This window comes from Methanobrevibacter olleyae (assembly GCF_900114585.1).
Classification (GTDB): Archaea; Methanobacteriota; Methanobacteria; order Methanobacteriales; family Methanobacteriaceae; genus Methanobrevibacter; species Methanobrevibacter olleyae.
This window is the reverse complement of the sequence record NZ_FOTL01000010.1, coordinates 18639-42407: the sequence shown is the minus strand read 5'-3', so window position 1 is coordinate 42407 and position 23769 is coordinate 18639. Positions and strand designations below refer to the sequence as shown.

Sequence of the window (23769 nt, the reverse complement as noted above, 5' to 3'; positions counted from 1 at the left end):
ATGAGCAAAATAAAAAGGAATAAATAAAAATGAGCAAAATAAAAAGAATCAAAAAGGATCAAATAAAAAAAGTTAAGAAAATTGTTAATCATTCAATTCCATTATTGGTAATTAAGAAATGAACAGCTAAACCCTCCCTTTTTGATTTATGTCTTTTTAAAAGAGCTATTCTTTGATTAGTTCCTTCCTCACGCTTTAATTCAATGATAATCTTACTTCTATATTGAATGATAGTTCCACCAACAGGACTGAAATCTTCCTCACTTTCTTCATCAAATGAAGCGTATATTTGATTTGTTACTAAAACAGCCAAATCATAAGTTATAGCAAGTGTTGAAAGTATTTGCATTTGCTTTCCCAAAAAGTGAGATTTGGATTTATCTTCTTCAACCCTAAATAGTGCAACTGCCGAATCAAGTATGATCAATTCTACATCTGCACTATTAGAAGATATCCATGATTCAATTAAAGATAAGTCCTCTTCTTGCTCTTTAAATGAAGTTGGTTCAAACACTATTATATTTTTTGCAACAGCATCAAAGTCTTCACCAGATATTTGCCTTATTCTATCAACTGATATTCCACCTTCAGTATCAATGTAAACTACTTTTTTTCCTCTTTTAGCAACACCAATAGCTATATTTAAACAAATATTGGTTTTACCTACACCCGGAGGACCATAAATTTGTGTAATAGTTCTTTTATCAATTCCCCCATCTAATAATTCATCTAAAGGAGAATTAGTAGATATCTTTTCTTGATTTTGCATATTGGATAATATTTTCATATCTTTCCCTACATAGATTTTTTAATAAATTATGATAATTATAATAAGCCCATTAAATAACTATTATTTTTTATATCTATAAATACTATTTAATTAAAGCTATTTAAAGTTAATTTTTTATGAGCTTTTAAATAATAAATTAAAATCAATATTAAAATGTCGAAGCTAAATTATAGGCAAAATAGAATATTAGTTTAAATTAAAAAACTTAAATGACTATTAAAAAATATTAAAAAAAGATTTTTTAAGTATCTATAAATAATTTCAACAATTATATAATATTTCAATAATAATTAAAATTATCATATTAAATAGAAATATTAAAGTTTAAGATTCTCGACATCCTCTTTTATTGATTTAATTTTATCTGAAATAAATCCATTTCTAACTAAAGATGGTTTTGGATATGTTAAATCAATAACAGTTGATGGTTCATTTCCCTCTAAAGATCCAACATCGATAACTAAATCTACAACATCCCCAATCTGTTTTAAGATATCTTGTGGATTTGATAAAGTCTTCTCATTAGTTAAATTTGCACTTGTAGTTGTAATTGGAAACAAGCTTGCAAGTAATCTAGCTATTTTATAATCTGGAACTCTCACTCCCACCTTAGAGCTTGGACTAACATAAGGAGATACAATTTCTTTTTTATTTAAAATAAAAGTAAATGGACCAGGTAAGCATTTATTAATAATTTCAGCTGAATTTTTATCTAAATCAGCAATCAGTTCCATACTTGACCTATCTTGAACTAAAACAGATAATGGTTTTGATGGGTCTCTTTTTTTAATTGTATAAATCCTTTTAACTGCATCATCATTGAAAATATCAGCACCTAATCCATAAACTGTATCTGTAGGATAAAGAATGATTCCTCCATTAGCCATTATATCAATAGCTTCATTTATTAAGTCTATATCTGGATTTTCAGGACTCATTTTAAATATTTTCATTAAATTCACCATTAAAAAAATTACCATAAAACAGCTGAAATCTTAAAATTTAATTAAAACCTAATCAACTATTATAAAACAACTGAAATCTTAAAATTTAGTTAAAACCTAATCAACTATTATAAAACAACTGAAATCTTAAAATTTAGTTAAAACCTAATTAACTATACATCAATAAATCAATAAAATTTTAAAATTTAGTTAAAACCTAATTAACTATATATTAGTAAATCAATATAATTAAAATTATGCTTAATAATTTACGACCTTTACTTACAAAAATTTTAGAACCTTTAGCTAGTCGATTGAATATGAATCCAAATATTTTTACAATTATCTCTCCTTTTATTGCAATAATATCTGCATATTTCTTTGCAGGAGGAGACTTGCTTGTTGGAGCTTTATTTATATTGTTGAGCGGATTTTTAGATGTTGTTGATGGAGCTGTAGCAAGATATCACAATAGAGCAAGCCCATTTGGTGCATTTCTAGATTCCACAATGGATCGTTTTGCAGATGCAATTATTTTCATAGGAATCATATTCGGAGGATACTGCCATTGGTTTGTTGGTATTTTAGCTATTCACTCATCAATTACAGTTAGTTATGTAAGAGCAAGGGCAGAGTCTCAAGGGATAGAATGTAATATAGGAATAGCTGAACGTGCAGTTAGATTGATAATCCTCATATTAGCTGCAGTAATTGCATCAATATTTAATTCAAATATTATATTTACATACTGTATATACATACTTGTGATTCTTTCATATTTTACAGTAGCTCAAAGAGTTTTACATGTATTCAAATCATTAAATAGTCAAGCAGTTCAAAGAAGAAGATTATAACTAAAATTGTTCGAGGAATAAGATGAAAGACTTAGAAAGTGAAGAGAAAATCAGAATTGATATTAGAAAACTTGAGAGAAATTTAAAAGAAGTTGAAGAGATTAAGTTTGAAGCTAAAGAGAAAGAAGTTTATGATAGGGCAATTGATTATTGGAATGATTCAAAATATTACCTAGAGAAAAAAGATCTAAGAACTGCCTTTGGTTGCATTGAATATAGCCACGGCTTACTGGATGCACTAAGAATGATTCATGGATTAATTTAATTAAAAGTTTGATTAATTAAATGATAGCTAAATGATGAATCATATAAAATAATCAAAGTTCATATCCAAGATATCCATCAATTGGAATAAATGAAAACTTGATAAGTTTTGAACTAAAGATTTTAAAAAATATCAAAAGATCTTCATATAACTTTGAGCTAAGATTTTAAAAAAGTAGTTAAAGATGTTCATATGTATACAAACTATTTAATAAGATAAAAACTAAAAATTTAAATACTTTCATAGATAAATAATTTATTCAAGTGATTGGGAACAATTTTTAAAATTTTAAAAAGTAAAATCCAATTAAAAATGGGAGATGGCTATTATGGCAGATATTGATGTAACTGAAATTAGAATTATTTTAGAAGATCTTTCTAAAGAACAATTAACTAATATCTTAGAGAAAAATGGTTGGGATTATAAAGGTAGTGAGAAGGTATTAATAAAAGAGATTATGACTAAAATTTCTCACGACATTATTATTGAAGAGCTAGAAGCACTTGGTGCAATCTAGTTTTAAACTTTTTTTACTTTTTTACTTTCTTTTTTATTTTTAATCTTTTTTAATATTTCACTTATTTTACCTTTTAATATCAATTAGTTTAATCTTTTAAGCTACTTATTTTATATTTAATAATTTGCTTACTTAATTAATATAAAAAAAGTCCATTTAACTATTTTTAAATATAAAAACAAAACTATGAAAAAATCATCCATTAAAGATTAAACCCCATATTTAAATAATTAATTAAATAAACTTTTAAATATGATTTTAAAAACAAAAAGACTAATTCTAAGACCATGGATAGAAAGTGATGCAGAATCTTTATATCATTTTGCAAAAAATCCTAAAATTGGACCTATAGCCGGTTGGCCAGTACATAAAAGTGTTGAAGACAGTTTAGAAATTATAAAAACTGTTCTTTCTAAAAAAGAAACCTATGCAATTACAATAAATAACAAAGCAATAGGCAGTATAGGATTATTGTTTTATCCTGATACTAATCATCATTGGGAAGGCGAAGGTGCTGAATTAGGTTATTGGATTGGAGAAGAATATTGGGGTCAAGGATTAGCTGTAGAAGCCTCAAATAGATTAATAAAACATGCCTTTGAAGATTTAAATATAAATAAAATTTATGCTGGTTTTAGATATGACAATCACCAATCCAAAAGAGTTTTAGAGAAATTAGGATTTAGGTATTATCGTGATTTAAAAAATATAGATTTTTCTGGAAAAGAAATCTATGAAGTAGCTATGGTTTTAGAAAAAAATAAGTAAAGATTTGTTTGAATATATAAACCAATGAAAAATAAATAAATAAATAAAAAAAGAAAAAGAATAGATGAACTATTCACCATCCATATTGATGAACTATTCACCATCCATGCCAATGAACTATTCACCATCCATGCCAATGAACTATTCACCATACATGTTGATGAACTATTCTTCATCCATGTCTTCAAATCTAGGTTCTAGTTTTTCCATTACACCAGGTAATGAAGTGTATTCCATTTCCTCAGATGGTAATCTGTGTGGTTCAAATGGACCATGTCTTCTGATGTAAGAAGCAAGGTTTGCAGATTGTCTTCTAGTTTCATCAAATGCAGGATCATCAAATAAGTCTACAGGGCCAACTAATTTAGCATCTGTAACTTGGAAACCTAAACCAACAACTCTAGGAGGTCCATCAAATCTGATTGGATTAGCTTCTTCCTGACTAGTTGGCATCATAGGACCATTGTGGGAACCTCTCATCCATCCACTTACCATGTGTGGGAATGCAAATGGTTCTACACATTCACCATTAGCTGGAAAACCAGATTGAGCCCTTACAATAGCTACCGGATCATCTTTACCTACATATTCACCAGCTAATAGATTTAACTTATCAGTACTTACTGCAGCTGCAATTTCACCGTTTTTCTTAAATACTCTTTTAATTACATATCTGCCAGTTGAACCAATCAATGCAAGTAAATCATACATTTCTTCAGGACAATCTAAAACAACTTTTTTGTGTTCCATTACATCAAAAACTTCAAAGCTGAATCCTTCATGTAAGCTTGGATCGATTACAAGCCCTGCAGTGTTAAATGGATCTGCAAAGATTTTAAAGATCGGTAAGTTAAATGCGCCTGGTTCGGTTTTATCCATACAGTAGACAATTACAGGGTCACTTGGCCTTTCCTTAAACTCCATTTCTGCACAACCTGGACCCATACCCTTAACATTTCCAGAGAAAGTGTCAGATAATAAGTCTTGACCTGCACCATATAATTTTAAATCCCTTGCAATTTCAGTTGCTTGAATGAAAGCATCATATGCAGTTCTGTGAACCTCTTCGTTTAGTTCGCCGTTTCTGTGAGTCATGATTAAATCAATGTCATCCCCACAACGAGTTATATAATAATCTTCAAGAATTCCAGTTTCTAAAGCACCTGCCAATACTTCATCACATTTTTCCATTAATGCTGGATGAGATACACAGTGTCCAGAAACACTTCCGATATCCGCTTTGATTACGCTAACAGTAGTTTTCACTTAAAACACCTCAGTAATATAAATCACTATTAACTATAATACTTTTAGTTAAATAGCAGTATATATTTAGCTTTAATTCATAATATAATAACAATAATTAACTATCATAGCAATTAACCATTAAAAAATAATTATATCATTAATAACTAATTGTTATAATAATTAATTACTTGAATTAATAGCTAATATAAAAATTATTAATCAAGCTAAATACTTTAAAAAACTTAAATTTTTTTCTTAAGTTATTTAATATACATTATTATCTTTGATTTATATTATATATAATAATTATGATTTAAGAAATAGTTTATTAATAAATATTGGTGATAAAAAAGACCAGAAATCTTAAAAAATAGAGAAAAATAGAAAGAATGTAAAAAAAAGAAAAGAATAAAAAAATTAATTAAAAGTTTTATTTATTCTTGAGCCATACCATAAGCATCATAAGCAGCATAAATAGCATAAATAAATTGTATAATATTTACTACCCAAGATCTGAATATAAATACTGCTATACAACCAATAACTAATGCAACAACAAAGAATATAATACCTTTTTTAATATCACCAGCTACAGCTTGACCTAAACCTGGAATAATAAAAGATAAAATAGCTGCAATAATAGCATTTACCATAATTTTTCCCTCCATAATTTAATTAAGGATATTTTTATTTTTAAAGTTAATAAATATTTTGTTTCAATTTTTAAGTCTAAATATAAAGTTAATAAATATTCTGTTTCAATTTTTAAGTTTAAAAACATCAATTATCTGTTTTTAGTTGAATAAGAAATTATCCACAATGTAATTATTGAAGCTAAGCATGCAATAACAATAGCTAATGGATAGGCAAAATAGCCAATGACCATACCGATTAATACCAATACTATTGTTACCATAAAGGGTTTATTATTATCTAATGTTAATTGTAATGCAATATTCGCTTCATCCGAACTTTTTAAGGCATTGGAAGTGATGATTAACAAGATAGCTACAACAATAAAATCCAGGCCATATAAAAAACAAGGAACAAATGAATTAGGATTTAAACCAACAAAGGTGGTTAAATAAGGAATCAATGATAAGAAAAACAATGATACCCCAGTTGACCAAATTACTTTAGAATTTACCTTATTTACAATGTGAAAAATATTATTACCATAATTCCAGAAGTTAAAGCATACAAGGAAACTTACTGCATAAACTATGAAATCTAATTTTATATCTAAAAATGCCTCCCAAGATCCATTTGTTAGCATTGGAATCTCGATAACAAGTATTGTAATTATAATGGCAATGATTGCATCAACGAATGCCTCGAACCTATCGGTTGTACCTTTATCTGGCCTTTGAAGTCTTGCAAAGAAAAGCCAAAATACTGATGAAACTAAAACACATACATAGATTCCAGGAGTGAAAACAGTATAAGTAATTAAAAATCCCAAAATGCTAATTAACAATGGAATATACTTATAAACACTTCTAAAGTTTGCCTCACATAAGCCGCAGTTATATGGATTTGCTCTAAAAACGGCATATATAGAGAGGATGTATGAAATAGATATTATAATAAAGTCAATTCCAAACATTGTCTCTGCTACAACAGAATTTGTATCTAAAACCACCCATGTTGAAAAGTAAGGTAGGAGAGTTATTGCAAATATTTGAATAGCATATATGACTAATACCTTATTATCTATCTCATCTACCACTTGAAATAAATTATGATTATCATACCAAAGAATAAAAATAACTAAAAAGCAGATAGCATATGTAATAAAGTTAGTATTCAATAATAGAATAGCCTCAAATGTAGGGGCAATAGGCTGTGCTAATTTTAAAACTAAAACTGTAATGATGATTGCTAAAACTGCATCAAAAAATGTTTCAAATCGGTTTGTATTCATAAATATACTTTGTATTTTTTAATATATAAATTAAGGATTAAGACAATGATTAAAAGACTTTGTATTTTTTAATATATAAATTAAAGATTAAGACAATGATTAAAAGAATTATTAAATCATCCGAAAGTCAAGAAAATCATTATTAAAAAACAATTTATCACCGGTAATAGCTGGTGATTTTAATGAATATAATTTTATTAAAATATTTTTCTAACAAAAAGTATATATAAGATTAAATATAATTGTTTAATAGTATACAAATAATTATAACATGAGTTATAATTAACTCATTTAACTACTAAAATGATTTAAGGGCTTTAGAAGAAAGGCTTATTAAATCATCCATTAATTCAATTTATGAAAAATTTATAAATAAAACTAAAAATAAAAGGGATGGAATATGATAGAATTTAAGAAAATAGAACTTGAAGATAAGGAGATTATAAACAAGTACTTCTTTAAAACTAAGTTCAATAATGCAGAAAAGAATTTTTCTAACCTATTCATGTGGAGGCATACCTACGAATATGAATATATAGAGCTAGATGGATGTCTCTGTATCAGAGGAAAAACAAGAGATACCAAAGAAACATTTTATCACTTCCCTTATGGGAACTGCAAAGAACAATTAATTGAGAAAATATTAGAAAAGATAGCTCTTAGTGAAAAATTAAATGAAAATAATGAAGATGATAAATTAAATAAAGAAAATAAGAATGAAAATAAATATAATAAACTTTTAATAAAGCCGGTTTTACCTGAAATGAAAGAATGTCTGGAAAAGCAAGTTAATATCGAAAAATTTGAAATTGTAGAAGATAGAAATTCATTTGATTATATCTACACAACTACAAAACTAATTGAGCTTAAAGGTAAAAAATTTAGAACTAAACGTAGATGGGTTAAGAAGTTTATAGAAAATTACAATTATACTTATGAAAACATTACAAAAGAAAACCTCAAAGAAGCTAAGGAATTCACCTTAAACATTATAAAAGATTCAAATAATGATAAAGATGAGCTAATGGCTATGACTGAAATGTTTGATAATCTATTTGCACTTAATATAACTGGATGTATTATAAGGGTGGATGGTGAAATAGTAGGGGTTTCAGCAGGAGAAGCTATTACTGATGATACAATACTTATCCATTGTGAAAGAGCAAATAGGGATTATGAAGGTATTTATAACTTTATAAACCAGGAATTCATTAAAAGAGAATGGTCCGATTATAAATATGTTAATAGGGAAGAAGATCTAGGTATTGAAGGATTAAGATATGCAAAAATGAAATACCAGCCAGACAATCTTTTAACAAAATATATAGCTGTTTTAAAAGAAGATAAATGTTTGAGTTTCGATTAAAAACATTATATAAAAATTATTAAAAGAATTAATAATAATTAAAATATTATTAAAATCAGCGAAAATTAATTTAGGAAGGAGTTTAATTATGAAATATATTAAAAAAGTAGAAGGAGAGAATGTTTACTTAAGTTTAAGCATTAAAGAAGATCTTGAACTTTATACTAAATGGTTAAATGACCCTAAATTAAATTTAAGCTTTGGAAAAAGCCATGATGCTTTGACTCTTCAAAGGCAAGAAGCATATATCAATGACTATAATGATAGTGATGACAAGTTCTTTTTTGTAATAGTATCTAAGAAAACAAAAGAAGCAATTGGAATCGGCATTCTTTATGATATCTCATATGTTCATGGAAAATCAACTATGGGGATTCTTATAGATGAAAAATACCAATCAAAAGGATATGGAAAGGAAGCATCTAAACTTCTTCTTGAATTTGCATTCAATATACTGAATTTAAATAATATGATGTTATATGCAATAGAATTTAATGAAAAAGCTATTGAAATGTATAAAAGCATTGGATTTAAAGTGATTGGAAAGAGAAGAAATGCATATCCAATAAATAATCAAACATACGATGAAATTTATTTAGATATTCTAAAGGAAGAGTACAATGCTTTAAAATAAAAAATCTAAATAAATACTGATAAATAAAAAATAATGAATTAAAAATGATAAATGAAAATAATAAATTAAAAGTAATAAACTAAAAATGATAAATTAAAAAAATTTATTCAATTGAATTATTTTTTAATAAACAAACACCGCTAATAAAACTCCATAGAATCAAAGTATAAACAGACAATCTTTCAAATATTGGCATGTAAATACTTCCCATATTGAAAAACATCACCAAAAATGCCATTAAACCAATAATCCCTAAGATTAAACTTATCTTTTGATAAGTCTCAAATTTATCCATAACTCTTGAAATAAGAATAAGCAATATATTTCCACCAAGAATTGCCATTACAGCACCTAAACTATGGTAACTTGCTGTTAAAGGATTACCTCCATGTATTAAAGCTACAATTATCACTCCTATTGAAGTTATCAGTGTTAGAATATAAAAAATAGTTTTATCTTTAATAATGAAGTTTTTAAACTTATAGAAATTAGCAAATAGTAAAGTTAATCCGACTGCAATGAATGCAGAATTCATTAAATAAAATAATGGTGAATTTAATCCAGGAATCCCAAGTTCAGAAATTGTATGAAAAAGATAGCTATTAATAACTGTATCATTAAAAGCAAATACGCTAATAGCTTCAGCTATCATGTAGTATAAACTACCTAAAATAAAAACAATCCCTGCAATTTTAGATTTCATATTTAAACCTCGCTGAATAAAAAAAAAGCCTCACTAAATAAAATAAAAAAAATTAAAAACCTCTTTGAATAAAAAATTAAAAGTTATAATTATTTAAAGTAAGTTAAATTAATATTCAATAGTTTCAAAAGCTTCTTTAAGTTTTTCATCTTGACCTATATCATTTTTTACCTTTTTAACCAATTCTAAGTCTGCATTAGTCTCAGGATATTTAGGAACTGCCTTACATCCACCATCATCCCTTTTAGAGATTTCATAAGTTCCTATCTTTTCAGCTATTTTGCTTATCTCCACTTTATCAAGGCCAATTAAAGGGGATAAAACTGGAACATCCAAATCTTCACGAGTTGCAAGTATATTTGGAAGGGTTTGAGAAGCTACCTGACCTAAGCTACTGCCATCAATAACTGCATCAGCATGAATTTTTTGAGCTAGTTTACCTGCAAGTTTATACATTCCAGATTTACATAAGATACAGGTCATCTTATCAGGAGCTTCAGATTTGCACATACTTAAGTAGTCTCCATATTTAACAACCCTTTTCTTAATTGGAGCTCCACTTGCATAAAGGTTTAGCTGATCAACAAGATCTTCAAAGTTTTTAAGTGCATCAGAGCTGGTATAAGGTTGATTATCACAGTAAAGTGCAATTACTTGACATCCTCGTTTCATCATTAGATATGTTGCAACAGGAGAATCAATGCCGCTTGAAAGAAGAGATACAACTTTTCCTTGAGTTCCAAGAGGTAATCCTCCAGGACCTTCTATTTTCTCATGAAAGATATAAGTATCTTCTTCCCTTACTTCAAGATAAATAGTAAGTTCTGGATTAGTTAAATCAACTGAAGAAGAATATTTACCTACTACAACTGCACCTGCAAAAGCCGCCATTTCTTGAGATGAAAATTCATGCTTACCTACTCTCCTACAGCTTATAGCAAACTTAGTATTTTCATCTAAAAGGCCCATTTCATGAAGTTTATCTGCATATTCTGATACAGCTCTTTCTACATCATCGAAGGTAGATTTAGCAGAAACCGCTGGAGAATAAGATACAATACCAAAGACTCTCTTTAGTTTTTCTATCGCATCATCAAAATCTTTTGGAAAGATATAAATTCTTGCTTGATTAATATTTACATCTGCATCAATCGATGCTTTAATATTATTTTTTAAACGATTCTCAAATCTCTTTCTAACTCGATTGCTTTTTAATCCTACTTCACCATAACGAGCTATAATTAAATCAGGTTTCATAAAATACCTCATAAAAATAAAAATAATAAATTGTCCAAATATTCCATAATAAAAATAAAATAAAATAAAATAAAATAAAAATTAACAATATCTAATAATAATTAATAAAAATTAATAAAAATTAATAATAATTAATAAAAATTAATAATAATTAATAAAAATTAATAATAATTAATAAAAATTAATAAAAATTAATAAAAATTAATAAAAATTAATAAAAATTAATAAAAATTAATAATAATTAATAAAAATTAATAATAATTATAAAAACAATTGAAGAACTAATTTTTACTTAAAAAATCAATAGCTAAATCTAAGGCTTCAGCCATTTTATCTGCATTTGGACCTGCACCTTGAGCTAAATTAGGACGGCCTCCACCTCCACCTCCAAGTACTGTTGCTGCTTCTTTTATAATATCATTTACTTTAACTCCAGATTCTTTAGTAGCTGCTCCCACGATTTTACCATCATTATTACCGATAAATACAATATCTACTTTATTATTGTCAGTAAAGTCAATAGCTATTTTTTGAAGCTCTTTAATATCACCATCAATGATTTCCTTTAAAACTTTTAAGCCATTAATTTCAATTGCATTATCTGATAAACTGGAAACCTTTAAATTAGCTATTTCTTTTTGTAACTTTTTAATTTCGTTTCTCTGAGCTTTCCATTCACTAAAGAATCTATCACAAGTTTTAGGCAACTGATCATTAGTGACGCTAAATATATCTGAACTTTCTTTTAAAATTTCCTTATCATATTGAATAGAGTCAATTGCTGCAAGACCTGCAGAAAAGTCAATTCTCTCTACACCATCTTGAACCCTTTCAGTTTTATTGATTTTAATTGGACCAACTTCACCAGTCCTATCAAGGTGAGTACCTGCACAAGCCTGTACATCAATTCCTGGAATCTTTACAACTCTAATTCGTGACCCCGGAACTACACCTCCCTGGTATAAGGTAAATCCATATTCTCTCTCTGCATCATCACGACTTAGCCAATCAATATCTAAAGCAATATTCATCATTACATACTCATTAGCTAATTTTTCTATTTCATTTAATTCTTCCTGTGTGATACGTTTGTAATGAGATAGGTCTATACGTGAACGGCTAAGGCCTTTTTGTGCACCTGCCTGCCAAATGTATTGCCCTAAAACTTTTCTAGCAGCTGCAATAACTAAATGAGTTCCTGTGTGATGTCTTGCTAAAGTAATTCTCCTATTCCAATTAATAGCCATATGTACTTCAGTTCCAATGGATTCCTTAAGAGCTTTAACTAAACTTTCTTTATCTTTATCTTTAGGAATAGCTATTTGATGCAGTACAATCTTGTCTAATTTTTCAGCATAAAGAACTTCATAAATTTTACCATCAATAGAAATGATACCTATATCAGAGGGTTGGCCTCCTCCTTCAGGATAGAAAATTGTCCTATCAAGAATTATATTAACTGTATCTCCTTTTTCAAGAACTTCAATAATTTTTCCATCAGATTCCTTTTGATAAATATCTTTATAGAAGTCAAGTTCTGTTTCTGGAACATCTAATTCAAATACTTCTTTCTTAGCAATCTTATCTTCCTCATGGATATCTGCTACAATTGTAAAGAAATTGTCTGGAACATTAACTTCAAAGTCTTTATCTCCACTTGCCATTTCTTCAACAGTTTCAGGAGGCATACCTTGAGTGTCGTATAAATCTATTAAAGTCTCTAAAGGCATTGAAGATTTTCCTTCTTTTATAAGGCGTTTAATTGTTCTTTTAACAGTTTTTTTACCTTTTTCAATTGTTTTTGCATATCTCTCTTCTTCAAGATTGATAATATTCATAATATGATTTTGAGATGCTTCAATTTCAGGATAGAACTCTCTTAAGAAGTCCAGTTGAATTTCCATTATATCAGATAATGACTCTTTCATATTTAATTCTTTCATAAAACGAATTGTTCTTCTTAGAACAAGCCTTGCAAGATAACCTTCCTTTACATTAGATGGGATAATACCATCAGCTAACATAAATGCTAAACATCTTGTATGATCTGCAATGATATAAATAGCTTCCATTGGCTCTGCATTTTTCAAGTACTCATCAAGGGAAATATCCAAGCTATCTGCTACCTGTTGGCGGAGCTCTCTAATATCACCAATATCTTCAATATCCATCATACCTGCGATTTCTGCATTGCAAGCCAATATTTCTTCATTAACTTCAACATTAGTAATTTCCTTAAGTTTATCTACAACAGGAGCAAAGCAAGCATCATATGCAGTTGGAGTACCTTGAGAAATCCAAGCAATTCTTTCAAGGCCATAACCAGTATCCACTACCTTAATTGGAATTTCTTCTTTCTCTCCATTTTCAAGGGTTTTGTATTGCATGAAAACAAGTGTAGCAAGCTCTACACCACGGCAACACACTTCATAACATGGCCCTTCATTACCTCCACCTTTCCACCATGATTTAATAAAGCTAATTTCTTCACTATCAATTCCAATTGATTTAAAGAACTCATGACAAAGGCGGATTGTTTCATCTTCCCAATAGATAAAGTTATCTGGCTTATTGATTACAGTGTGGGAACCCATAGTAAAGCAAGTCATATGCCTACCAGTCCTTCCTACATTATCTACATCGTTTAAACGGATAGAGGGCTGTTCAACTTCAAGAGGATTAGCTGGAGGTTCCACTAAACCAGAGGTTACCCATGGTTGGAAACAAAATATTGAAGCGCCAACCAAAAATACATCATCCCTCCACCTTTTAGCTAAAGTTGGATAGCGAGATATATGTTCGTGACCTTCTTTTTCTAAGAAAGTTCTAAAAGTTTCTTGAATTTCATATAGATCATATGGCTTATCAGTTGCTGGATTTCCAATAAATCCATATTCATCACAGGGAGCATCTCCACAAGTATCCCTATCTATTTGAGAGTAAAACTCATTACCACATTTTTCACATCTTTGTTTTTTATATCCTAAATCTTCAAATATTTTAAGCATAATAATCAGTTTTAATTGTTTTTTTAAAATATTTTTGCTTTAATTGTTTTTTTAAAAATATTTTTTTAAAGTTTATTTTAAGTAATAAGTATTAGTAGAATAAATAGTTGAAATATTTATTTCATAATAAAAATATATATGTATTTTAATCTATTAAATAGTTTGTATAAAAATAGAAATAAAATTAAAAAATTAATTAAATTATTAAAAAGCAAGACAGAAATATAAAATAGATATAAAAAGTAAAGATTTGATAATTGAAAAATATAGGATATCTTAACTTAAAATGCTAAATTGGATTGCATTTCCACCATAATATTAATGGCATTTCTACCATATACCCCCAATTAATATTAATTCTTTTTAAAATCTTTGTATTCCGCTATCTTCATATAAATAAACTTCTTTTCTATCAAGAATGTTTCCATCACTATCATATAAAGTAATATATGCATCATCTGGATAGTAATCAAATGCACTTGCACTTGCTAGTTTAACATATCCATCACTATTGACCGTTTTACTTACAATTTTACCTTGATTTAATGCATGGCCATTATTGCTGTATAATACACTGATTTTAACCTTTTTACCACCATGTTCAGATCCCAGATAAAGATTACAATAAGTTTTATCTGATGATGAACTTCCTGTTGAGAAGCTACCACTTAAGATTCGTGGAGAACTAGAATGAGTGGTTTGAGTACTTGTTTCAACTGGATTGGAATCAGTGCTTCTAGAGTCATTTAGATTATTTAGAGAATTATCAGCAGAACCAGTGGCATTTAATGATGCTGAATCTGAAAGAAGATTAGAATCACCATTAGAGTTATCATCATTTGAAAACAATGTTAAAGCACCTGCAATTAAAATTGCACAAATAACAATTGTCAAACAGATAATAATTAAATTTTTATTGATTGATTTTGAACTATCAGAGTTAATAGACTTATTTGAATTGTTTAAATTTGAATTATCATTTATTCCAGCAGATGGAGCATTTCCAGTAGTAATATAATTGTTTTTAATTGAACCGCTAGTATTTAATGGATTGCCACATTCTTTACAAAACTTTGCAGAATCATTATTTTCTGCACTACAATTAGAACAAAATACCACAATTACACCTCCCTATTTACTAAATAATAATTTATTAATAATAAAGATATATATTGAAAAATAATTAAATAGTGAAAGTGAAATGAAAATAATTAAATAATAAAATTAAAATGAAAATAATTAAATAGTTAAAGTGAAGCGAAATAATAAAAAAATTAAAAACAGCTAAAAAAATAAAAGTAGCTAAAAAAATAGAAAATAAAAGAAAAAAGGATTAATTAAAAATTAAATTTTAATAGAAATCATCTTCTAAAAACCACTATTTTTCCTTTTAAATTAAATTTGAAAAGTTTATATGGGGAAGAGATCTTTACAATATGAGTTCCAACAGATAATTTTTTAGTAGACCATTTGATTATACCTTTAGAGTTAGATTTTAAAGTATAAGTCTTCCAATTTTTCTTATTGATTTTAACTTTAAATTTCATTTTAAACTTTTTTAAAGGTTTGTTAGTATAATAATTGGTTAAAGACATTTTATAATATTTTTTAGCCCCTTTTTTAACAGCTAAAGTTTTATAATAAAGATATTTAATTCTTAAATCAGAAAGCAATATAAAACTAGAACTGCTAGATTTGTAAGCACCAACACCATCATATTTTACTTTGACCTTATGAATTCCTACAAATGGGGATGTGATAACTTTTAATGCTATTCCATTTTTAACATTCACCCTATAATTTTTACCCTTTACAGTAAATGTTACTGTACCGCCATTAACTCTTAAACCATAAGCATCATAGACATTAGCTACAAGAATAACTTTTTTGCCCATTTTACCTAAAATATTTCTTGTAAGAACAGTTGTGGAACCATCAAAAGATGAATCATTAATATTGCTACCTTCAAGAGCATTAGAACCAGAGTTATAGGGGACTGCTTCATTAAGTTCTGATTCACTGGAAGATGAAATAATATCATCACTTTCTTCATTAGCATAATCATCAGAAGAGCTTTCAGAATGACTTAGTTCAGAATCAGAATCAATATACTCTTCAGAATCGCTTTCTGTATATTCTAAATTTAAATTATTATCATTTCCCTCATTTATACCATCAGAATCATCTAACGAATTTAAATCAGCTGAATCTGAAGAGATTTCTTCAGCTGAAACCATAGCCAAAGAAATTAATAAAATAAATAATAAGGAAAACATAATACTTATTTTTTTATAATTTAATCTCATAATTACAACTCAGTATTAATTATATAATATATATTATTAAATTGATTTTATATAAAATTAACTTAAATAATAACACAAAAAACACAAAAAAAATTAAAAATATTTTAAAAGTTAATGATAAAAAAATAGTAAAATAAAAATAGAAAAACTAAAAGTTTAAAAATATGAAAATATTTTAAAAGTTAATGATAAAAAAATAGTAAAATAAGAATAGAAAAACTAAAAGCTAAAAAATAAGTATAATAATAAAAATAATAAAAAAAGCATTACTAAAATTTTTAAAAAAAAAGAAAATGAAGGATAGAGAGAATCTATCCGAATAAAGCACCTAAACCAGCGGTTGCTGCTGCAGCTGCTTCTTCTTCGTTTTCTTCTTCTTCCTCTTCATCTGCTCCAGAATCTGCAGGAGTTGCTACAGTGTCTGCAGGAGCTGCTGCTGCAGGAGCTGCTGCCATAGCAGTTGTTTCCATAGCTTCTTCAATATCAACATCTTCTAATGCTGCGATTAAAGCTTTAACTCTAGATTCATTTACATCAGCGCCAGCTGCTTCTAAGATTTTAGTTACATTTTCTTCATTAATATCTTGTTCTGTAGTGTGCAAAATCATTGCCGCATATATATATTCCATGTTATCACCGTTTTTTCTTATGATAAATTATTTTCTTTTAAAAATCCAATACATATAAGTTTTTTATATTGAATTTACTGTGTTTTCATTATAAAACACAGGTGTTTTTAAAATAATAAAAAGTATAAAGTTTAAATTTTATCTAACCGAATAAGGCACCTAATCCAAGTGCTGCAGTTTCTTCACCTTTATCTTCTTCTTCCTCTTCAATTTCCTCTTCTTCTTCAGCTTCTTCAACGACAGGAGCCTCAGCAACTGTGGCATTTGCTAATTTATTAGCAATTTCATCATCAATAGCATCAGAAGATAATTCACTAGCTAAAGCTAACATCTTAGAATTTACAAGTGCAATTAATACATCAGAGGTTTTATCAGTAGGAATAGCTGCTTCAATAGCAACATTGTATGCTTTAGTATGAGCAGTAGATATAATAGTTGAGATAGTTTCGCTAGTTGGGAAAGTACTGTATACAGATAAATTAAATGCTTTAGTAAATGCAGTTTGAATATCTGCAAGAGTTTCTTCTTCATCAATAGCTAATAAATCTGCTTTAAATATAGAACCGTCTTCATATACAGCTTTAAGATCCATACCTACTTCCATAGGTTTGATATCCATTCTGGTTAAAGCAGAAGCTACTTGTTTAGAAACTTCTTCTCCAGCTTCTACAACAACAGTATCTTTAGAAACTACAATTTTACCTTTGTCGATTTTAGCAGGTACACCTATTTGCTGTAAGTCACCGAGGAAAGGACCTGGTGGGAAACCAGTATCTCCAGCAGGTATAACAATATCATCAGAAGCAATTGATCCCGCTTTAGCAGGAGCAGAGGTTTTACTATCTTCCAATATTTTATACAATCTGAAAGGATTCATGTCAGTGCAAACAAGTGCAGGTTGACCTTCCATATAATCTGAAAGCTCAGTTATCTTAGCTTTCTCATTATCACAATCTTTTAAAGCTAATTTCATAAGGTTAATTTTAGATAATCTGATAGTTGCCTTACCTGCAAGAGTTTTTCTCATTTCTTGCAATTGTCTAGCAGGAATGTTTAATAAGTTTACAATACCTACAACTTCTGCAGAATCAATTAAACCTTTAAGTTCATTAACTTCCTCTTTTTTCCATTCAGCAACGTGAGCCATCTTAAATCACCCTCACTACTGAACCCATAGTCGCTTTAATATACATGGACTTTATTTGGTTTCTTCCTTTTTCTAAATTGCGGTCTAAAACTGCAAGAACAGCTTCAATGTTTTCAGCTAACTTCTCGTCTTCCATGTCTTGAGTTCCAACTAAAATTTGGATAGAAGGTTGTTGTTTTACACCTACTTTAATAGTAGCTTCTATTCTTTCAAGTAATGGTTCAATTCTAGCACTAGCTGGCACTGGCTTAGGCATTTTATTACGAGGCCCAAGTATAGGACCTAAGAATCTACCTACAAGTGGCATAATATCAGCTTGAGCTATAAATGAATCAACAGAATTTACTACCTTTTTAGCAGCTTTTCTGTCTTTACCAAATTCTTGTAAATCTTCTTTGGAAATCACAACATCGACACCAGCATTTTTAGCTCCAAGAGCTAGTTCCCCATCAGCGATAACACCTATTTTAATCGGCTTACCACGTCCATTAGGAAGAGCTACTTCTTCACTAAATCTGTTTTCTGGCTTTTTGACATCTAAATCCTTGAGGTTAATGATAACATCAATGGATTGAGTGAAGTTTCTCGGCTTAGCTTGTTCTTTTGCCTCCTTCACCGCATCAATAATTTCTTGTGTCATATAAATCCTCCATGAACTTTTGTTCATTGGATATTTTTTTATTTAGGAGAAATCTTCAAATTAAATAAAATCTTTAAAAAGCATTTATAAAATCCTTAGATTCTCATCAATATATCAATTACAATCATATCATCCTAGAACAAGTAAAATGATACAATTATAATATCACTTACATTTAAGTGAATAAATATTATCTATTTATCATAATAAGCTATGAGATTAAATTAATTCAATCATGCAAATTAATCACTTAAATAAATAATATATAGTATAAATTAGTTTTATATTTAAATTTTAAACATATAGTAAGTAATTAAATAATACAATTCAATAGAATAAAAATAAATAAATCAATATTATTGATCTATTCTACTAAAATATCATCATACTCTCCAGCATCAACTGCTTTTTGAGCATCTCTAGGATCTTTACCATCAACGGTAATTCCCATACTTACACAAGTACCCATTACTTCCTTAGTTGCATGTTTGTAATCATTTGCAAGTAAAGAATCAAATTTCATTCTTCCGATTTTAAATGCTTGTTCTACAGATAAATCAGCTGCAACTTCAGCACCAGGTTCATGAGCACCTTTTTCAATTCCAAGTTCATCCATAATAAGTGCAGTTGTTGGAGGGGTACCAATTTCAATTTCAAATTCTTTAGTATTACTATCAATAGTAATTATTACAGGTACTTTCATACCTTTGAAATCAGCACTTTTTTTATTGATTTCTTCAACTACTTGCATCATATTAACACCGAAAGGCCCAATTGCAGGACCTAATGGTGGTCCAGGAGTAGCTGTTCCACCTTCGAGAAGAACTTCAACTGTATCTTTAGCCATTAGTCAGCCTCCTTTTTAATAATTCTAATTTGATCAGCTTTAACAGTAACAGGAATTGGAACTGCTGCTTCAATTAACTCGAGAACTACTTCTTCACGAGATTCATCTAAACGAACAACTTTAGATTTTTCACCTTTGAAAGGACCTGAAACAAGTTCAACAATACTTCCTTTTTGTATAGAAGATATAATTGGTTGTGGCTTTAAGAATTTTTTAACTTCTTCTAAGGTTATTTGACTACTTGGATCAATAGTTCCATCTTTATTTGCACCTACAATACCTCTTAAATGACGAACTTTCATATCAGGGTTCTTCATATCAAGGTTAGTTGCAGATTCAACTATAATATAACCTTTTAATGATTCCGGCACAACGATTGATTTAATATCTACTCCAGGTTTGTCCGCTTTCATCGCTAAAAGTCTTGCAACATTTCTTTCTTGACCTGCTGATGTTTTAAGAGCAAATATGGAATTTTTAGCATCTTCCATTTAAATTCACCTATATAATTAATATTTATCAATCATTAATAAATTTATAGATTAAATTAAAAGTTATATAAAGTAAAATTTTATTATTCTTCTTTAATCGACAAAAAAATAACCTATAACGTAAAATTCTTTAAAAATAAACTAAAATAGATAGTTTAATGAATAGAATCTATTTTATAAGTAAGAAGATATGAATGTTAAAGTAAAATAAATAAAATTAGATTCATATAATAAGAATATATATGTAATATCTTATATATAAATGTTTCAAATTTAGGATTTTAAAAAATAAAAAGAGTAAAAAATTAATAACCCTAATCAGTTATTATAAAGATTAATTAAAAATTTGAATAAAAATATTTAAAAAATATTTTAAAATATATGCTTATAAAAATTTGAATAAAAATATTTAAAAAAATATTTTAAAATATATGCTTATAAAAATTTGAATAAAAATATTTAAAAAAATATTTTAAAATATATGCTTATAAAAATTTGAATAAAAATAATAAGTTAAATTAATATTTTTATTAATTATAAACCTAATAATTGACCAATTAAAACCATGACAAAGCCAATTACTCCAATAATAGCAATACCTATTGCAGTAACTTTAGAAAAATCAAAAAATTCTTCACGATCTGGTTTTTTAGCTACTTTTAAAACTCTTTTACTTTGTTTTATAAAATCATTAGTAGTTTCTTTAATATTCATTGAAAATCCCTACATATATAAAAGATAAGTTGATAAGTTAAGTTAATAATTAATTTAATAAATTTTAATTAAAATCCTTTAATTTATTAATCATATAAAGTTTTAATAAATTTTAATTAAAATCCTTTAATTTATTAATCATATAAAGTTTTAATAAAATTTACTTTAATAGTAAGACTTAATTTTAATCTTAATTTATAATAATATAATAAGTTTTATTTAATTACATTAATAAATCTTTGCATAAAAATATTAAAAAATAAAAGAATTAATAAATTTATAAAAAACTGGTAAAAATAGAATTTTTCAAATATATGAATAAATTAAAATAAAAAAAATCTTTAAGTATTAACTTAAAGAAATTTAAAAAAAATTGGCCGATTTTTTTAAAGTGTATGGTTTTTTAAAAAAAAATTTTAGTCAATATTTATGGGCCAATCCATAAGCTTAGGCTAAAACTTGACTAAAATATGCCATCTAAGAACTCATCTAAAGGGTCTGTAGGAGCATCTTCATTATTTGCTAAAGCAGTACCTTCAAATTCTTCATTGAAATCGATTTCTTCGAATTCATCATTTTCAGGTTCTATAGTATATTGAGACTTTACACCAGAAACAACGATAGTAGTTCTTATCATATTTTGTAACTCTTCATCGATTTGAGCTCCCCAAATGATGTTAGCTTCTGGATCTAATCTGTCACCGACAATTTGTACGATTTTTTCAGCTTCATTTAAGGTCAAGTCAGAACCACCTGAAATGTTAATTAAAGCACCTTTAGCATTGGAAATATCAATGTCTAATAAAGGACTGCTTAATGCTTCATGTACAGATTCAATAGCTCTATCACCAGATTCTGATTCTCCCATACCAATCATAGCCATACCAGAACCTTTCATAATGGAACTGATATCTGCAAAGTCTAAACTAATAAGTCCTGGTTTGGTAATTAATTCAGTGATTCCTTTAACAGCTCTTCCTAAGATTTCATCTGAAACCATGAAAGCTTTGTTTATAGGAAGGTTAGGAGCAACTTCCAATAACTTATCATTAGGAATAACAATTACAGTATCTGCATTTTCTTGAAGTTTTTCTAAACCAATTTCTGCATTTTCTCTTCTTTTTACACCTTCAGCAGAGAATGGCATGGTAGCTACAGCAACAGTTAAAGCACCAGATTTTTTAGCTACTTTAGAAATTATCGGAGCAGAACCAGTACCGGTTCCACCACCAAGACCGCAGGTAACAAAGACCATGTCAGCTCCTTCTAATTCTTCTCTAATATCTTCTTCACTTTCTTCAGCAGATTCTTCACCTACGGTAGGTTCTCCACCAGCACCGAGACCACCACAAGTTTGTCTACCTAAAAGTAATTTTTTATCAGCACTGCTGTAGAATAAATCTTGAGCATCAGTATTTACAGTAATAGTTTTTGCACCTTCAATACCAATTTCATTTAATCTTGAAATAGTATTATTTCCAGCTCCACCAGAACCAACTACAATAATGTCAGCACGACTTCCTTCAATGATTTTTAATAATTCTTCGTCTAAATTATCATTTGAATTTTTAGGAACAGAATTTTCAATAGTTTCTTCTGACCCTTTAATTGCTTCATCTATAAATTTCACGAGTAAACCCCACAATTATTGATTATTTGAAATTATTTATAATAAGTATAAATTATTTATTAATTATGTTAAAAGTAATATTTAAATGTAAATGGAAAAATTCATAAAAAAAATAAAATAAATATAGGATAAAAAACTAGTTTATAATACAAAAAACTGTTTGATATTTGAGAAACATAACAATAAAATTCTATTAAACTGTTTTAAAAAATTAAAAATTTTTAAAATAATATTATAAATTTGTATTCATATTATAAATTTTAAAGTATATAACTATTTTCAATTAAATTTAAAAATAATAAGAAAAAATAATAGATTCCAGTGGTTTTAAAAATCTTAATTTCTAGAACCTTAATTTCTATAAATACTAATTGATAATTCTAAAAAAATAAATCTAAAAAATAAAAATGGTATCCTAAAAAAATAAAAAAATTTTTAAAATAAAATCAAAAATTTAAGGTCTTGGCATAGCTATGATTTCATGGAATTTCATATCAAAGGCATTAGTCATATTAGCTGCAGTCATAACAACAGCAGTATCTAATCCACTACCAGTTCCACCAATAGCTACTACCTCTTCACCAACAGGAATTAATCCTGCATCAGCAAGCATAATAGTAATCTCAGCACATACTTTAAAACCTTGAGAAATTGTTCTATAAGTTGAAGCAATGATTTCTACAGGAGTAATCCCTCCAAATTTTTTAGAAATACTTTTACCAACACCACTTAAAGCATGAGACCCTATAAAAGTGACTATTCCTTCATCTTCAAGTTGAGCTCTAGTTTCAGCTGATATTCTTGTTTTATTTACTTCTTTAAAGCCTGCATGATGAGAACAGTTTACAATAGTTATATCTAAATCTTTTAATGCCTGATTGAGTTTTAAAGCACTCACACCAGTAGAAGAGGCAACTGCTACATATTTAATATCTGATTCTCTCAATCTTTCCTTTACAAGTCCTATAATAGCATCAGTATTAATAGGACCTGGTTTTTCAAAATAAGTAATTGATTTTTCCATAATAATTCCCCTATAAAAACTCTAATTTTGTTATATAAATATATACGATAATACCTATAAAAA

At 27.8% G+C, this 23769-nt stretch carries 24 protein-coding genes; 6 read left to right on the top strand and 18 right to left on the bottom strand.

Annotated elements, in window-relative coordinates:
- Nucleotides 1-88: 88 nt before the first annotated feature.
- Together radB and BM020_RS04295 are read right to left on the bottom strand one after the other, a co-directional pair.
- Nucleotides 89-787 (bottom strand): DNA repair and recombination protein RadB, encoded by a 699-nt coding sequence (gene radB, locus BM020_RS04300; protein WP_067145403.1) that lies wholly within the window; start codon nt 785-787, stop codon nt 89-91.
- 320 nt (nt 788-1107) lie between these two features.
- Nucleotides 1108-1743 (bottom strand): L-threonylcarbamoyladenylate synthase, encoded by a 636-nt coding sequence (locus tag BM020_RS04295; RefSeq protein ID WP_074798355.1) that lies wholly within the window; start codon nt 1741-1743, stop codon nt 1108-1110.
- A gap of 248 nt (nt 1744-1991) precedes the next feature.
- Between BM020_RS04295 and pgsA the strand changes: the two genes are divergently transcribed.
- From pgsA to BM020_RS04275, 4 genes are all read left to right on the top strand, one after another.
- Nucleotides 1992-2588, top strand: coding sequence for an archaetidylinositol phosphate synthase (gene pgsA, locus BM020_RS04290; protein ID WP_074798353.1), 597 nt, complete (start codon nt 1992-1994; stop codon nt 2586-2588).
- A gap of 22 nt (nt 2589-2610) precedes the next feature.
- Complete coding sequence (locus BM020_RS04285; protein WP_067145398.1) at nt 2611-2853, top strand: DUF357 domain-containing protein; 243 nt, start codon at nt 2611-2613, stop codon at nt 2851-2853.
- Between the two features lie 319 nt (nt 2854-3172).
- Nucleotides 3173-3370: a hypothetical protein gene (locus BM020_RS04280; RefSeq protein WP_143743953.1), complete on the top strand. Its 198-nt coding sequence runs from the start codon at nt 3173-3175 to the stop codon at nt 3368-3370.
- A 252-nt stretch (nt 3371-3622) separates the two neighbouring features.
- Nucleotides 3623-4138: a GNAT family N-acetyltransferase gene (locus BM020_RS04275; RefSeq protein WP_074798351.1), complete on the top strand. Its 516-nt coding sequence runs from the start codon at nt 3623-3625 to the stop codon at nt 4136-4138.
- A gap of 165 nt (nt 4139-4303) precedes the next feature.
- Here BM020_RS04275 and fbp read toward each other — a convergent pair whose 3' ends face one another.
- From fbp to BM020_RS09315, 3 genes are all read right to left on the bottom strand, one after another.
- Complete coding sequence (gene fbp, locus BM020_RS04270; RefSeq protein ID WP_067145387.1) at nt 4304-5404, bottom strand: fructose-1,6-bisphosphate aldolase/phosphatase; 1101 nt, start codon at nt 5402-5404, stop codon at nt 4304-4306.
- Nucleotides 5405-5820: 416 nt separating this feature from the next.
- Nucleotides 5821-6039 carry a hypothetical protein gene (locus tag BM020_RS04265; protein WP_074798349.1) on the bottom strand — a complete coding sequence of 73 codons (219 nt, stop codon included), beginning with the start codon at nt 6037-6039 and terminating at the stop codon, nt 5821-5823.
- A gap of 131 nt (nt 6040-6170) precedes the next feature.
- Nucleotides 6171-7310 (bottom strand): TMEM175 family protein, encoded by a 1140-nt coding sequence (locus BM020_RS09315; protein ID WP_083405370.1) that lies wholly within the window; start codon nt 7308-7310, stop codon nt 6171-6173.
- 400 nt (nt 7311-7710) lie between these two features.
- Here BM020_RS09315 and BM020_RS04250 point away from each other — a divergent pair, with 400 nt between their 5' ends.
- Nucleotides 7711-8676: a DUF2156 domain-containing protein gene (locus BM020_RS04250; RefSeq protein ID WP_074798347.1), complete on the top strand. Its 966-nt coding sequence runs from the start codon at nt 7711-7713 to the stop codon at nt 8674-8676.
- 88 nt (nt 8677-8764) lie between these two features.
- Nucleotides 8765-9310: a GNAT family N-acetyltransferase gene (locus tag BM020_RS04245; RefSeq protein WP_074798345.1), complete on the top strand. Its 546-nt coding sequence runs from the start codon at nt 8765-8767 to the stop codon at nt 9308-9310.
- 103 nt (nt 9311-9413) lie between these two features.
- Here the strand turns inward: BM020_RS04245 and BM020_RS04240 are convergent, their stop codons facing one another.
- The 13 genes from BM020_RS04240 to BM020_RS04180 all read right to left on the bottom strand — a co-directional run bounded on the left by BM020_RS04240 (nt 9414) and on the right by BM020_RS04180 (nt 23706).
- Nucleotides 9414-10013, bottom strand: a complete 600-nt coding sequence (locus tag BM020_RS04240) for a DUF998 domain-containing protein (protein ID WP_074798343.1) — start codon at nt 10011-10013, stop codon at nt 9414-9416.
- A gap of 108 nt (nt 10014-10121) precedes the next feature.
- Nucleotides 10122-11270, bottom strand: a complete 1149-nt coding sequence (gene thiI, locus BM020_RS04235; RefSeq protein ID WP_074798340.1) for a tRNA uracil 4-sulfurtransferase ThiI — start codon at nt 11268-11270, stop codon at nt 10122-10124.
- A gap of 281 nt (nt 11271-11551) precedes the next feature.
- A complete protein-coding gene (alaS, locus tag BM020_RS04230; protein ID WP_200781243.1) occupies nt 11552-14278 on the bottom strand; it encodes an alanine--tRNA ligase in 2727 nt (908 codons plus the stop codon).
- Between the two features lie 363 nt (nt 14279-14641).
- Nucleotides 14642-15397: a zinc ribbon domain-containing protein gene (locus tag BM020_RS04225; protein WP_074798336.1), complete on the bottom strand. Its 756-nt coding sequence runs from the start codon at nt 15395-15397 to the stop codon at nt 14642-14644.
- 242 nt (nt 15398-15639) lie between these two features.
- A complete protein-coding gene (locus BM020_RS04220) occupies nt 15640-16584 on the bottom strand; it encodes an Ig-like domain-containing protein (RefSeq protein WP_074798334.1) in 945 nt (314 codons plus the stop codon).
- A gap of 311 nt (nt 16585-16895) precedes the next feature.
- Nucleotides 16896-17213 (bottom strand): 50S ribosomal protein P1, encoded by a 318-nt coding sequence (rpl12p, locus tag BM020_RS04215; protein ID WP_074798332.1) that lies wholly within the window; start codon nt 17211-17213, stop codon nt 16896-16898.
- A gap of 142 nt (nt 17214-17355) precedes the next feature.
- Nucleotides 17356-18360 (bottom strand): 50S ribosomal protein L10, encoded by a 1005-nt coding sequence (locus BM020_RS04210; protein WP_067145370.1) that lies wholly within the window; start codon nt 18358-18360, stop codon nt 17356-17358.
- Between the two features lies 1 nt (nt 18361).
- Entirely contained in the window at nt 18362-19000 is a 639-nt protein-coding gene (locus tag BM020_RS04205) for a 50S ribosomal protein L1 (protein ID WP_067145368.1), read from the bottom strand.
- A 364-nt stretch (nt 19001-19364) separates the two neighbouring features.
- The gene (locus tag BM020_RS04200) at nt 19365-19847 is read right to left on the bottom strand and encodes a 50S ribosomal protein L11 (RefSeq protein WP_067145366.1); all 483 of its coding nucleotides are present in this window, start codon (nt 19845-19847) and stop codon (nt 19365-19367) included.
- Nucleotides 19847-20338, bottom strand: a complete 492-nt coding sequence (locus BM020_RS04195) for a transcription elongation factor Spt5 (RefSeq protein ID WP_074798330.1) — start codon at nt 20336-20338, stop codon at nt 19847-19849. The genes BM020_RS04200 and BM020_RS04195 overlap by 1 nt, the downstream gene beginning before the upstream one ends.
- Nucleotides 20339-20872: 534 nt before the next feature.
- Nucleotides 20873-21052, bottom strand: coding sequence for a protein translocase SEC61 complex subunit gamma (locus tag BM020_RS04190; protein ID WP_067145361.1), 180 nt, complete (start codon nt 21050-21052; stop codon nt 20873-20875).
- A 463-nt stretch (nt 21053-21515) separates the two neighbouring features.
- Complete coding sequence (ftsZ, locus tag BM020_RS04185) at nt 21516-22682, bottom strand: cell division protein FtsZ (RefSeq protein ID WP_067145359.1); 1167 nt, start codon at nt 22680-22682, stop codon at nt 21516-21518.
- Between the two features lie 454 nt (nt 22683-23136).
- Nucleotides 23137-23706: a pyruvate kinase alpha/beta domain-containing protein gene (locus BM020_RS04180; RefSeq protein WP_067145357.1), complete on the bottom strand. Its 570-nt coding sequence runs from the start codon at nt 23704-23706 to the stop codon at nt 23137-23139.
- Nucleotides 23707-23769: the final 63 nt, after the last annotated feature.

What these genes read in the sequence shown, in the direction of transcription:
- BM020_RS04210 (WP_067145370.1), bottom strand. Translation starts at nt 18,360, where the DNA reads ATGGCTCACGTTGCTGAATGGAAAAAAGAGGAAGTTAATGAACTTAAA.
- alaS (WP_200781243.1), bottom strand. Translation starts at nt 14,278, where the DNA reads ATGCTTAAAATATTTGAAGATTTAGGATATAAAAAACAAAGATGTGAA.
- BM020_RS04295 (WP_074798355.1), bottom strand. Translation starts at nt 1,743, where the DNA reads ATGAAAATATTTAAAATGAGTCCTGAAAATCCAGATATAGACTTAATA.
- BM020_RS04265 (WP_074798349.1), bottom strand. Translation starts at nt 6,039, where the DNA reads ATGGTAAATGCTATTATTGCAGCTATTTTATCTTTTATTATTCCAGGT.
- BM020_RS09315 (WP_083405370.1), bottom strand. Translation starts at nt 7,310, where the DNA reads ATGAATACAAACCGATTTGAAACATTTTTTGATGCAGTTTTAGCAATC.
- BM020_RS04195 (WP_074798330.1), bottom strand. Translation starts at nt 20,338, where the DNA reads ATGGAAGATGCTAAAAATTCCATATTTGCTCTTAAAACATCAGCAGGT.
- BM020_RS04275 (WP_074798351.1), top strand. Translation starts at nt 3,623, where the DNA reads ATGATTTTAAAAACAAAAAGACTAATTCTAAGACCATGGATAGAAAGT.
- BM020_RS04220 (WP_074798334.1), bottom strand. Translation starts at nt 16,584, where the DNA reads ATGAGATTAAATTATAAAAAAATAAGTATTATGTTTTCCTTATTATTT.
- radB (WP_067145403.1), bottom strand. Translation starts at nt 787, where the DNA reads ATGAAAATATTATCCAATATGCAAAATCAAGAAAAGATATCTACTAAT.
- BM020_RS04285 (WP_067145398.1), top strand. Translation starts at nt 2,611, where the DNA reads ATGAAAGACTTAGAAAGTGAAGAGAAAATCAGAATTGATATTAGAAAA.
- BM020_RS04200 (WP_067145366.1), bottom strand. Translation starts at nt 19,847, where the DNA reads ATGGCTAAAGATACAGTTGAAGTTCTTCTCGAAGGTGGAACAGCTACT.
- BM020_RS04205 (WP_067145368.1), bottom strand. Translation starts at nt 19,000, where the DNA reads ATGACACAAGAAATTATTGATGCGGTGAAGGAGGCAAAAGAACAAGCT.
- BM020_RS04180 (WP_067145357.1), bottom strand. Translation starts at nt 23,706, where the DNA reads ATGGAAAAATCAATTACTTATTTTGAAAAACCAGGTCCTATTAATACT.
- BM020_RS04240 (WP_074798343.1), bottom strand. Translation starts at nt 10,013, where the DNA reads ATGAAATCTAAAATTGCAGGGATTGTTTTTATTTTAGGTAGTTTATAC.
- BM020_RS04245 (WP_074798345.1), top strand. Translation starts at nt 8,765, where the DNA reads ATGAAATATATTAAAAAAGTAGAAGGAGAGAATGTTTACTTAAGTTTA.
- thiI (WP_074798340.1), bottom strand. Translation starts at nt 11,270, where the DNA reads ATGAAACCTGATTTAATTATAGCTCGTTATGGTGAAGTAGGATTAAAA.
- rpl12p (WP_074798332.1), bottom strand. Translation starts at nt 17,213, where the DNA reads ATGGAATATATATATGCGGCAATGATTTTGCACACTACAGAACAAGAT.
- BM020_RS04280 (WP_143743953.1), top strand. Translation starts at nt 3,173, where the DNA reads ATGGCTATTATGGCAGATATTGATGTAACTGAAATTAGAATTATTTTA.
- BM020_RS04190 (WP_067145361.1), bottom strand. Translation starts at nt 21,052, where the DNA reads ATGAATATTAAAGAAACTACTAATGATTTTATAAAACAAAGTAAAAGA.
- pgsA (WP_074798353.1), top strand. Translation starts at nt 1,992, where the DNA reads ATGCTTAATAATTTACGACCTTTACTTACAAAAATTTTAGAACCTTTA.
- BM020_RS04250 (WP_074798347.1), top strand. Translation starts at nt 7,711, where the DNA reads ATGATAGAATTTAAGAAAATAGAACTTGAAGATAAGGAGATTATAAAC.